At 62.0% G+C, this 11,091-nt stretch carries 12 protein-coding genes; 9 read left to right on the forward strand and 3 right to left on the reverse strand.

Annotation, left to right across the window (positions count from 1 at the left end; translation table 11 throughout):
* Positions 1-130 precede the first annotated feature (130 nt).
* Complete coding sequence (locus MRY75_RS20860) at positions 131-295, forward strand: hypothetical protein (protein ID WP_292309904.1); 165 nt, start codon at positions 131-133, stop codon at positions 293-295.
* Between the two features lie 53 nt (positions 296-348).
* On the opposite strand, the gene coaD is transcribed toward MRY75_RS20860, so the two are convergent.
* From coaD to MRY75_RS20875, 3 genes are all read right to left on the reverse strand, one after another.
* The gene (coaD, locus tag MRY75_RS20865) at positions 349-849 is read right to left on the reverse strand and encodes a pantetheine-phosphate adenylyltransferase (protein ID WP_292309905.1); all 501 of its coding nucleotides are present in this window, start codon (positions 847-849) and stop codon (positions 349-351) included.
* A gap of 81 nt (positions 850-930) precedes the next feature.
* Positions 931-1,365, reverse strand: coding sequence for a CBS domain-containing protein (locus tag MRY75_RS20870; RefSeq protein ID WP_292309906.1), 435 nt, complete (start codon positions 1,363-1,365; stop codon positions 931-933).
* A 53-nt stretch (positions 1,366-1,418) separates the two neighbouring features.
* Positions 1,419-2,321, reverse strand: a complete 903-nt coding sequence (locus tag MRY75_RS20875) for a LysR family transcriptional regulator (protein ID WP_292309907.1) — start codon at positions 2,319-2,321, stop codon at positions 1,419-1,421.
* Positions 2,322-2,422: 101 nt separating this feature from the next.
* On the opposite strand from MRY75_RS20875, the gene MRY75_RS20880 reads away from it, so the two are divergent.
* From MRY75_RS20880 to MRY75_RS20915, 8 genes are all read left to right on the forward strand, one after another.
* A complete protein-coding gene (locus MRY75_RS20880) occupies positions 2,423-3,922 on the forward strand; it encodes a CoA-acylating methylmalonate-semialdehyde dehydrogenase (protein ID WP_292309908.1) in 1,500 nt (499 codons plus the stop codon).
* Between the two features lie 61 nt (positions 3,923-3,983).
* Positions 3,984-4,415 (forward strand): hypothetical protein, encoded by a 432-nt coding sequence (locus MRY75_RS20885; protein WP_292309909.1) that lies wholly within the window; start codon positions 3,984-3,986, stop codon positions 4,413-4,415.
* Between the two features lie 82 nt (positions 4,416-4,497).
* The gene (locus tag MRY75_RS20890) at positions 4,498-4,929 is read left to right on the forward strand and encodes a hypothetical protein (RefSeq protein WP_292309910.1); all 432 of its coding nucleotides are present in this window, start codon (positions 4,498-4,500) and stop codon (positions 4,927-4,929) included.
* A gap of 88 nt (positions 4,930-5,017) precedes the next feature.
* A complete protein-coding gene (locus MRY75_RS20895; protein ID WP_292309911.1) occupies positions 5,018-6,145 on the forward strand; it encodes a carboxylate-amine ligase in 1,128 nt (375 codons plus the stop codon).
* Between the two features lie 76 nt (positions 6,146-6,221).
* Positions 6,222-7,361, forward strand: a complete 1,140-nt coding sequence (locus tag MRY75_RS20900; protein ID WP_292309912.1) for an acyl-CoA dehydrogenase family protein — start codon at positions 6,222-6,224, stop codon at positions 7,359-7,361.
* 103 nt (positions 7,362-7,464) lie between these two features.
* Positions 7,465-8,514, forward strand: a complete 1,050-nt coding sequence (locus tag MRY75_RS20905; protein WP_292309913.1) for an enoyl-CoA hydratase/isomerase family protein — start codon at positions 7,465-7,467, stop codon at positions 8,512-8,514.
* Positions 8,511-9,383: a 3-hydroxyisobutyrate dehydrogenase gene (mmsB, locus tag MRY75_RS20910; protein WP_292309914.1), complete on the forward strand. Its 873-nt coding sequence runs from the start codon at positions 8,511-8,513 to the stop codon at positions 9,381-9,383. Before MRY75_RS20905 ends, mmsB begins: the two co-directional genes overlap by 4 nt.
* A 132-nt stretch (positions 9,384-9,515) precedes the next feature.
* Positions 9,516-11,090: a Hint domain-containing protein gene (locus MRY75_RS20915; protein WP_292309915.1), complete on the forward strand. Its 1,575-nt coding sequence runs from the start codon at positions 9,516-9,518 to the stop codon at positions 11,088-11,090.
* The last annotated feature ends 1 nt before the right edge of the window (position 11,091 follow it).

Below are 11,091 nucleotides of genomic sequence, written 5' to 3' on the forward strand. Positions count from 1 at the left end.
GCACAGGATGCAACGCGGGCTTTCCCCTCTGTCAGTTGTTCTGCGGCGCAGCATGGCTATGTTCTGTCACGTAGCTGGTAGCGCAAACGGACTTCCGGCACAGGACCATAGAGCAAGGAAAGGACGTATCATGGCCCATCTCATGTCTTCCCTGCGGGACCGTCTTCACAAGCGGGCCGCGTACCATCGCACCGTTCGGGAAATCCGGGCAATGCCGCTTGATGTGGCGCTCGACCTGAACATCTATCAGGGCGATGCAGAAAAGATCGCGGCGCAGGCCATCTACGGCCGCTGAACCGCCGTCTCCCAGCGATTTGACACAGGCCGCGCAACCTTGCGCGGCTTTCGTCATTGTGCAGGGTCGAATTTCTCGATCAGCGCCTGCCGCACCGGGGCCGTGACGAATTTGGACACATCGCCCCCCAGACGGGCGATCTCCTTGACCAGTTTCGACGCGATGGCCTGATGCCGGGCCTCGGCCATCAGGAACACGGTCTCGACGCTGTCATCCAGCGCCCGGTTCATGCCGACCATCTGGAATTCATACTCGAAATCCGCCACCGCGCGCAGACCGCGCACGATGATCGTGGCATTCACGTCGCGGGCACAGTCGATCAGCAGGTTCTCGAACGGGTGCACCACGATTTCGATCCCGGTCTGTTCGGACAGGGACACACATTCCGCCTCGATCATCGCGACCCGTTCCGCGAGGTCGAACAGCGGGCCCTTGTCGCGGTTGATGGCGACGCCGATCACCAGCCGATCCAGAAACGCAGCGGCGCGACGGATGATGTCGATATGGCCCATGGTGATCGGGTCGAAGGTTCCGGGGTAAAGACCGATGCGCATGGGCATTCTCCGGTTGGACGTCAGTTGGGCCTGTCTGGCATCAAAACCGCAGAAAGATCAAGTCGATGCGCCCCTGAGGGGTCAATGCCCCATGATCATCCCTTCCAGCGCATTGCGCTCCATCGCCAGTTCGGTCAGCCGGGCCTTGACCACATCCCCGATGGTGATCAGCCCCACCAGCTTGCCGTCCTCGACCACCGGCATATGGCGGAACCGGCCATCCGTCATCTGCGTCAGGATGTGATCGGCGTCGTCGTTCCGGTTGCAGGTGACCAGCTTGGAGGTCATGAAACTGTCCACCGCATCGGACAGGCACCCTGCCCCGCGATTGGCCAGCTCGCGCACGATGTCGCGTTCAGAGAGAATGCCAAGGGCGGTTTCGCCGTCATTCGACACGACAACCGTCCCGATGCGTTTCTCCGACAGGATCTTGGCCACGTCCGAGATCGTGGTTCCGGATTTCACCGTCACCACGGCGTCGGTGGCTTTGCTTTTCAGAATGTGATGAACTTGCATGGTTTTTTCCTCCGGTCCCAATAGTCTCAGCGTCTTCACAGAACCCTGTTGTGTCAAGTGCCAGAAAGGAGGGCTTCGAGCCGGGCCACCTCGGCGCGGACGCCCTGAACCAGGGCATCGGCAAAGCGGGTGATCCGTTCGAGCCGGCGGTCCTCGGCGTGACGGACCAGGTAGAAGCTGCGGGTGAAGGACAGCGCGTCGGTCAGAACACGTGTCACACCGGGCGCAAACGGCAGCGCGAAATCATGGGCGATGCCGATGCCACCATGCTGCCGCAGGAGGTGGAGTTGAACCGAAGCGGAGTTGGACGCCAGCGCCACGCGGTCAAGCTTCAAGTCGCTGAGATAGTCCAGTTCCTTGTCGAAGATCATGTCCGGAATGTAGCCGACGATCCGGTGCCGATGCAGATCCGCAACCGATGTCAGCGGCGGATGTGTAGACAGGTAGGACTGGCTTGCAGCAAGATGCAGCCGGTAGTCGGTGATCCGTTGATAGGACAATCGCGTCGCGGTGGGCGGGCTGACGGTGATCGCCATATCTGCCTCGCGCCGCGAGAGGTTCACGACGCGCGGCAGGGCCACGATCTGCAGGTCGAGGTCGGGGTTCGCCTTGGACAGGTCGGCGAAAACCCGCGGCAGGACAAAATTTGCGCACCCGTCGGGCGCACCGATGCGGATCTGACCGGACAATGTTCCCGCCTCACCCGTCAGGACCGACGCCGCGCCCTGCATCGCCTGTTCGGCCTGTTCGGCGTGCTCAATGAGCTGCGCCCCCGCCTCGGTGAGCGTGTAGCCTTGTGGGCTCTTGACAAAGAGCGCCTGACCTATGGTCTCTTCGAGCCGGGCCACGCGGCGTCCGACGGTGGCGGCATCCATGCGCAAGGCGCGGCCCGCGCCGGACAGCGTTTCGGACCGCGCGACGGACAGGAATATCCGCAGATCATCCCAGCTCTGCATCGCCAAACCTTTGCATTTTTGCAAAACGTATTTGGGATATTGCCCCTTTGATCCGCATTTTTGCAAGACTAAGATGCCGCCAAACATCTGAGGAGGATTCCATGCAAGAGTTGACCCATTACATTGGCGGTGAACACGTCAAAGGCACGTCGGGCCGTTTCGCGGACGTCTACAACCCCGCCACCGGCGAAGTGCAGGCGAAGGTCCCGCTGGCCTCGACCGACGAGATCGCCAAGGCGGTCGAGATCGCCGCCAAGGCCCAGCCCGCATGGGCCGCCACCAACCCACAGCGCCGGGCACGGGTGATGATGGCGTTTGTCGGCCTGCTCAATCGCGACATGGACAAGCTGGCCGAGGCGCTGAGCCGCGAGCATGGCAAGACCCTGCCGGACGCCAAGGGCGACGTGCAGCGCGGTCTGGAAGTGGTCGAATACTGCATCGGCGCGCCGGAACTGCTCAAGGGCGAATATACCGACAGCGCGGGTCCGGGCATCGACATGTATTCGATGAAGCAGCCGCTGGGTGTGACGGCGGGCATCACTCCCTTCAACTTCCCGGCGATGATCCCGATGTGGATGTTCGCCCCGGCCCTGGCCTGCGGCAATGCCTTCATCCTCAAGCCGTCCGAGCGCGATCCGTCGGTGCCGCTGATGCTGGCCGAGCTGATGGAAGAGGCCGGTCTGCCGAAAGGTGTCCTGCAGGTCGTCAACGGCGACAAGGAAGCCGTGGACGCGTTGCTGCATCACCCTGTGATCCAGAGCATCGGCTTTGTCGGCTCGACCCCGATTGCGGAATACATCTACGGAACCGGCTGCGCCAACGGCAAGCGCGTGCAGTGTTTCGGTGGTGCCAAGAACCACATGATCATCATGCCGGATGCCGACATGGATCAGGCGGCCGACGCGCTGATCGGTGCGGGCTATGGGGCTGCGGGCGAACGCTGCATGGCGATCTCGGTCGCTGTGCCTGTGGGTGACGAAACCGCCGACCGCCTGATCGAAAAGCTGGTGCCGCGCATCGAGAAGCTCAAGGTTGGGCCCTACACCGCAGGCAACGATGTGGATTACGGCCCCGTCGTGACCGCCGCCGCCAAGCAGAACATTCTGGGCCTTATCCAGTCGGGTGTCGATCAGGGCGCGAAGCTGGTGGTCGATGGCCGCGACTTCAGCCTTCAGGGCTATGAAGACGGGTTCTTCGTCGGGCCGCACCTGTTTGACCACGTGACCCCAGACATGGACATCTACAAGAAAGAGATCTTCGGCCCTGTTCTGTCGACCGTGCGCGCGGGCTCCTATGAAGAGGCCATCAGCCTTGCGATGGACCACGAATACGGCAACGGAACCGCGATCTTCACCCGCGATGGGGACGCGGCGCGTGATTTCGCCAACCGGATCAACATCGGCATGGTGGGCATCAACGTCCCGATCCCGGTGCCGCTGGCCTATCACACCTTCGGCGGCTGGAAGAAATCGGTGTTCGGCGATCTGAACCAGCATGGTCCGGATGCCTTCAAGTTCTACACCCGCACCAAGACGGTCACATCGCGCTGGCCCTCGGGGATCAAGGAAGGCGGCGAGTTCAACTTCAAGGCCATGGATTGATCGGCTGACGAAATGACAGCATAAAGGGCGGGTCACTCCGCCCTTTTTCGTTCGAGGTCCTGTGCCGATCACCGTCCAGATCATTTCCGAGCACAATCTCGTCTATGTGCGCTACACCGGCGCAATGCTGGTGAGCGAGACTGCGGCGGCGCTGACCGAATTTGCTAAACACCCCCTTGCAGGACCCGGATTGCGGCATCTGGTGGATCTGACACGCCTGACCGAGCTTGACCGGGATTACGCCAAATTCATGGAAATCCAGGCCAAGAAGGTCGAAACCATGGCCGGTCACGGCATCGAGACCTTCATGGTGTATTACGCGAACACACCCCTTGGGCTGCAGGCGGCCAATATGGGCAAGAACGGCTGGACACCCGAAAGCGGCGTCGTGGCGATCGTTCTGGAAGACGAGGACCATGCGCTCCACGCGCTCGGCCTGCCCTATGACAGCATCGCCACAATGCTGGACAAGGTGGATGCGCAGTCCGTCTGACCCGCGCCTTTATCGCCTCAAGCGTTGATCTTGGTTGAGTTTTCCCCGAAACAGGCGACAGAGCTTTTCGACCCGAGGCCCCATGCCCGCCAGTTTCCACATTCTGCCCCAGCACAATCTTGTCTATGTCCGCTACAGCGGGTTGATGCTGGTCGAGGACAGTCTCAAGGCGTTCGGGGCCTATGCCCGGCATCCGGACGCACGGCCCGGCCAGCGACATCTGATCGACCTGAGCCAGATCACCGACATGGAGCGCGACTTTGCGCGGGTGATGCAGCTGCAGGCGAGCAAGGGCGCGGATCTTGCAATGCGCGAGGCCGAAACGTTGATGGTCTATTTCGCCAATACGCCTGTATCCCTCAAGGCGGCGGCGCTGGCGAAGAACGGTTGGTCTGCCAGTCAGGGTGTGATCGCCATCGTACAGGAAACCGAAGAGGCCGCGCTTTCAGCCTTGGGCATGGTCGCGACATCCATTGACGCGCTGTTTGAAGAGGCGCTGCGTCGAGCGACCTGAGTGCCACGTCAGCGATGATGCAACAACAGGTTTTGCCTTTTGCCGATCATGTGGTCATCTTGGCGGCATACCGGACGGGAGACAGGCCATGCAGGAACCGCCATTCAGCATCGGGATCGAAGAGGAATACCTGCTGGTGGACCTCGACAGCATGGCGCTGGCCCAAGCGCCCGACGGTCTCATGGAAGCCTGTGCTGCCGAGCTTGAAAAGCAGGTCAGCCCCGAATTCCTGCAATGCCAGATCGAGATCGGCACCAAGGTCTGCGCTGACATCAACGAGGCGCGGGAAGACCTCAGACGGTTGCGCAGCACCGTGGCCCGTTGCGCCAAGGCCTACAACCTCGCCCCCATTGCCGCCTCCTGCCACCCGTTCGGCGACTGGAAGAACCAGCACCACACCAACAAGGACCGCTACAACGATCTGCAGGATGCGTTGGGCGGTGTGGTGCGGCGGATGCTGATCTGCGGCATGCATGTGCATGTGGGTCTGGACGATGACGCGCTGCGGGCCGATCTGATGGGGCAGATGGCGTATTTCCTGCCGCATCTTCTGGCGATGTCCACGTCCTCACCGTTCTGGCAGGGGCAGGATACCGGCCTCGCCTCCTATCGCATTTCGGTCTTCGACAACCTGCCCCGCACCGGATTGCCCCCGACCTTTGACAACTGGTCGGAATACGAACGCTCGGTTCAGGTTCTGGTCGATCTTGGCGTGATCGAGGACAGCTCCAAGATCTGGTGGGACCTGCGCCCGTCGCACAGCTTTCCCACCCTTGAGACCCGCATCATGGACGTGCAGCCCCGGCTGGAGGACACGCTGACGCTGGCGGCGATCAACCAGTGTTTGATGCGGATGCTCTGGCGGTTGCGCGTACGCAACCAGCGCTGGCGGCGCTATGATCCCTTCCTGATCGGGGAAAACCGCTGGCGGGCCCAGCGATACGGCGTCAGTGACGGGCTGATCGACTTTGGCCGAGGGGAGATCGTGCCGATGGCTGAACTGACCGAGGAACTGATTGCCCTCGTCGAGGAAGACGCCGGTATCCTGCGTTGCTACCGGGAATTGGAACATGCCCGCGAGATTGTCGCGCAGGGCAATGCCAGCACCCGTCAACGCGCCGTCGCGGCCGAGGCCAAGGCGGCAGGCAAGGACGCCGATGGCCAGATGCAGGCGGTTGTCAGCCATCTTGTCGAGGCCTTTCACGAGGGGCTTTGACCTCTTGCAAAAGTCCTGAAACAGTTGACAATTAAACACTCGTTCAATTCACGCAGCCAACGGGAGGAGCGGCGCCATGGATTTTGCCCTTACCGAAGAACAGACTGCCATTTTCGAAATGGCCTACGCCTTTGGGCAGGAGCATATCGCGCCTCACGCGCGTGACTGGGAAGCACAGGGCACGATCCCGAAAGAGCTTTGGCCGCAGCTTGGGGAATTGGGCTTTGCGGGGCTTTACGTGTCCGAGGACAGTGGCGGCTCGGGCCTCAGCCGGTTGGACGCGACACTGGTCTTCGAGGCGCTGTCGATGGCCTGCCCGTCTGTCGCGGCGTTCCTGTCGATCCACAACATGTGCGCCAAGATGATCGACGCGTTTGCCAGCGACGCCATGAAGGCGCGTGTGTTGCCCAAGGCGATGACGATGGAAACCGTGCTGAGCTACTGCCTGACCGAGCCGGGCAGCGGGTCGGACGCGGCGGCGCTCAAGACGCGCGCGGAGCGGACAAACGAGGGCTACACGCTCAACGGCACCAAGGCGTTCATCTCGGGCGGCGGCTATTCCGACCTTTACGTCGCGATGGTGCGCACAGGCGAAGATGGACCGAAGGGCGTGTCGGCGGTGCTGATCGAGGACGGCACGCCGGGGCTGAGTTTCGGCGGGCTTGAGGACAAGATGGGCTGGCGGTCGCAACCGACGCGGCAGGTGCAGTTCGACGATTGCAAGATCCCCGTCGACAACCTTCTCGGTGAAGAAGGCCAGGGATTCAAATACGCGATGGCAGGTCTGGATGGTGGTCGGCTCAACATCGCAGCCTGTTCTTTGGGGGCTGCACAGACCGGGCTGACCTCCACCCTCGCTTACATGGCCGAGCGCAAGGCCTTCGGGAAATCCATCGACCAGTTCCAGGCGCTGCAGTTCCGGCTTGCGGATATGGAGATCGAGTTGCAGGCCGCGCGCACCTTCCTGCGGCAGGCGGCGTGGAAGCTCGACACCGGTGCGCCCGATGCCACCAAGTTCTGTGCCATGGCCAAGAAATTCGTGACCGAAACCGGGTCACAAGTCGTGGACCAATGCCTGCAACTACATGGCGGCTATGGTTACCTGGCCGATTACGGGATCGAAAAGCTTGTGCGCGACCTGCGCGTCCACCAGATTCTGGAAGGCACCAACGAAATCATGCGCCTGATCGTGGCGCGGCAGATGCTGGCACGCTGACGCTCTGGCGTCTTTGGGCCCGAAATACCTCGGGGGAGTCCGCCAGCGGCGGACGGGGGCAGCGCCCCCTTCCCCCTTACCAGACACGCGAAAGCAGACCGATATGACCGACATCGACATTCGCAAGGACGGCCACGCCGGCCGTATCACGCTGAACCGCCCGAAGGCACTGAACGCTCTCACCTACGACATGTGTCTGGCCATCGAAGACGCGCTGTGGCGCTGGCGCGATGATCCGACGGTCAAGCTGGTCCTGATCGACGCCATGGGCGAAAAAGCGTTCTGCGCCGGGGGGGACATTGCCGAGATGTACGCCACCGGCACCGCAGGTGATTACGCCTATGGCCAACGCTTCTGGCGTGACGAGTACCGGATGAACGCGCTTTTGTCCGAGTATCCCAAGCCGGTGGTCAGCTTTCTTCAGGGCTTTACCATGGGCGGCGGTGTCGGCGTGGGCTGCCACGGCTCGCATCGGGTGGTGGGCGACACGTCCCGTATTGCCATGCCGGAATGCGGCATCGGACTGATCCCGGATGTGGGCGGGTCGTACCTGCTGGCGCGCGCGCCGGGGCGGGTTGGCGACTATCTTGGTCTGACGGCGGACCGCATGGGCCCGGGGGACGCGATCTATGTCGGGTTTGCCGATCTGTACGTCCCCGAGAGCCAATGGGACGGCATTACCGTCGCGCTCTGTGCGCAGGGCAATGTCACGGCTCTGACCGAGGCGGCACAGCCTGCGCCGGAGGCTGGTCTGGCCACACTCCGGGCGCAGATCGATCACCTCTTCGTCAGCGGGTCACTGGCCGAGATCGTCGCGGGCCTCAAGGCCGATCAGGGCGATTTTGCCCAGCAGGCGCTGGCCAAGCTGACGCGCAATGCGCCCTTGTCGATGGCTTTCACGCTTGAGATGCTGACCAAGCTGCGCGCCGGGACGCTGAACATCCGCCGCGCGCTGGAGCTTGAATACCGCTTTACCTCGCGCGCGATGGAGCATGGCGATTTCATCGAGGGCATCCGCGCGGCGATCATCGACAAGGACAAATCCCCTAATTGGTCGCATGATCTGACCGGGGTGCCCCAAGACGCGGTGGCTGCGATGATGCAGCCGGTTGAGGGCGAAAACGTGACATTCGAACGGAGGAGCGAGGCATGAAGGTCGGGTTTATCGGGTTGGGAAACATGGGCGCGCCGATGGCGGCGAACCTGGCGAAGGACGGGCATGATGTGACCGGGTATGACATGGCGACCGTCACGGTCGACGGTGTGTTTACAGCTCGCACGGCGCAGGACGCCGCCCGCGATGCGGACGTGGTGATCACGATGCTGCCCAGTGGCGACATCCTGCGCGCCGTCGCGGCCGAGGTCATCCCGGCGATGCGCAAGGGGGCCGTGCTTCTGGACTGTTCGACCGTGGACGTGGACAGCGCCCGCGCCGTGGCAAGCGATGCCGAAGCCGCCGGTTTGCTGCCGCTGGACGCGCCCGTGTCTGGCGGCATCGGCGGCGCGGCGGCGGGCACACTGACCTTCATGGTGGGCGGATCGGATGAAGCGTATCAGACCGCCCTGCCCCTTTTTGAGACAATGGGGCAGAAATCGGTCCATTGTGGACCCTCGGGCAACGGGCAGGCCGCGAAGATCTGCAACAACATGATCCTGGGTGTGACCATGATCGCCACCTGCGAAGCCTTTGCCCTGGCCGACAAGCTGGGTCTGGACCGGCAGGCGATGTTCGATGTGGTCAGCACCTCTTCGGGCTACAGCTGGTCGATGAACGCCTATTGCCCGGCACCGGGGATCGGGCCCAAAAGCCCCGCAGATAACGGATATATCCCCGGTTTTGCGGCGGAATTGATGCTCAAGGACCTGCGGTTGAGCCAGCAGGCCGCCGATGCCTCGGACGCGGACACGCCCTTGGGACAGGCCGCAACCGAGCTTTATCGCCGCTTCGTCGAAGAGGAGGACGGCAAGGGCCGAGACTTCTCGGCCATGCTGCCCCGGTTCGAAAAACGCGGGCGCGGGTAACTGCCTTAATTATCTTTGGAGAGCGGACAGTCGCGAAGGTGAAGCCTAAAAGTTAACTAAATTGCTATAAAAGATTGCCGCCTTGCCGGGGCAAAACCAACAAAAGCTTGGTTAACAGCAAGGCGGCATCTCATGCCTATCGCGCAGGAACTTCCGATCAACATCAACGCCACGGCGTTGCAGATGGCCAATGCCATTTTCGGCAATGGCGTCACGGTCAGCAGTGCGACCTATTCTGGGGACTTCCGGTCCTCCGGGATTTACACCAACGGCAACACGATCTCGCCGGGTGTGGTGCCCGGGGATTCCGGCGTCATCATGTCGACGGGCCTCGTCGCCGATTTCACCAACAACTCCGGCACAACCAACACCAATATCAGCGGATCGACCGGCACCAACACCGCCGGGATCAACCGCGATGCGGATTTCGATGCGCTGGCTGGCCGGAACACCTTTGACGCGGCCTTTCTCGAAGTGGTGTTCACACCTGCGGGAGATTTCATCACCGTCGATTTCGTCATCGCCTCGGACGAATACCCGGAATTCGTCAATTCAACCTTTCTCGATACCGTCGGCGTCTGGGTCAACGGTGTCGAGGCAACGGTGGCGGTCGGCAATGGTCAGGCGTCCATCGGCAACATCAACAGCGCGACCACCCCGAACCTCTACAAGGACAACACCCTCGACCAGTTCAACACCGAGATGGACGGCCTCACCGTCACGTTGACCTTTGTGGCTCCGGTCAATCCGGGTGTGCCCAACACCATCAAGCTGGGTGTCGCTGATACGTCCGACCCGAACTATGACACAAACTTCCTGATTGCCGGTGGGTCGATTCAATCGTCGATCATCGCGCAGGACGACAGCGCCAATGTCGGTCTGAACAGCTCGAAAACCATCAGCGTGATGGACAATGACAGCACCACGGCGGGCACGCTGACGGTGACGCATATCAACGGTGTTGCCGTGGGTCCGGGGGGATCTGTGACGCTGACCTCCGGTCAGATCGTGACGTTGAACGCGGACGGAACCCTGACCGTTCAGTCCGACGGCGATGTGGAAACCGCCTATTTCACCTATACGATCAACAACGGTGTGGGTCAGGAAGACACCGGCATCGTGCAGATCAACCAGCTGCCCTGCTTTGTGGCCGGCACGCTGATCGACACGCCGACCGGCCCCCGCCCCGTTCAGGATCTGCGCCCCGGCGATCTGGTCCTGACGCTGGACAATGGCGTGCAGCCCATCCGTTGGGTCGGGTCGCGCGAGATCGAGGCGCGGGACAATTTCGCGCCGATCCGGATCTGCGCGGGCAGCTATGGTGCCACGGCGGATGTGCTCCTGTCGCCGCAGCACCGCGTTCTGGTGCGCGATATTTGGGCCGAGCTGCTGTTCGGCGAGTCCGAAGTTCTGGTCAAGGCCAAGGACCTTGTGAACCACAAGACGGTGCGTCGCGAAGAGACCGGCACGCCCGTGACCTACGTGCATCTGCTGCTCGACCAGCACAATATCCTGAGCTCGAGCGGTCTGTTGTCGGAAAGTTATCTGCCCGGGCCGATGATGCGGAACACCTTTGGCGAGGACGATTGCGCCGAGATCATCACCCTGTTTCCCGAACTCGCCGACATTGACGCAGCCGGTTGGTCGGCAGCCCGCCCGATTCTCAAGAGTTACGAGGCGCAGGCCCTGACGGCCCGCGCCGCGTAAT

The organism is Marivita sp. (genome assembly GCF_022763305.1).
Classification (GTDB): Bacteria; Pseudomonadota; Alphaproteobacteria; order Rhodobacterales; family Rhodobacteraceae; genus Marivita.

Coding starts and splice junctions, on each gene's coding strand:
- MRY75_RS20860 (WP_292309904.1), top strand. CDS start 131: ATGGCCCATCTCATGTCTTCCCTGCGGGACCGTCTTCACAAGCGGGCC.
- coaD (WP_292309905.1), bottom strand. CDS start 849: ATGCGCATCGGTCTTTACCCCGGAACCTTCGACCCGATCACCATGGGC.
- MRY75_RS20870 (WP_292309906.1), bottom strand. CDS start 1,365: ATGCAAGTTCATCACATTCTGAAAAGCAAAGCCACCGACGCCGTGGTG.
- MRY75_RS20875 (WP_292309907.1), bottom strand. CDS start 2,321: ATGCAGAGCTGGGATGATCTGCGGATATTCCTGTCCGTCGCGCGGTCC.
- MRY75_RS20880 (WP_292309908.1), top strand. CDS start 2,423: ATGCAAGAGTTGACCCATTACATTGGCGGTGAACACGTCAAAGGCACG.
- MRY75_RS20890 (WP_292309910.1), top strand. CDS start 4,498: ATGCCCGCCAGTTTCCACATTCTGCCCCAGCACAATCTTGTCTATGTC.
- MRY75_RS20895 (WP_292309911.1), top strand. CDS start 5,018: ATGCAGGAACCGCCATTCAGCATCGGGATCGAAGAGGAATACCTGCTG.
- MRY75_RS20900 (WP_292309912.1), top strand. CDS start 6,222: ATGGATTTTGCCCTTACCGAAGAACAGACTGCCATTTTCGAAATGGCC.
- MRY75_RS20905 (WP_292309913.1), top strand. CDS start 7,465: ATGACCGACATCGACATTCGCAAGGACGGCCACGCCGGCCGTATCACG.
- mmsB (WP_292309914.1), top strand. CDS start 8,511: ATGAAGGTCGGGTTTATCGGGTTGGGAAACATGGGCGCGCCGATGGCG.
- MRY75_RS20915 (WP_292309915.1), top strand. CDS start 9,516: ATGCCTATCGCGCAGGAACTTCCGATCAACATCAACGCCACGGCGTTG.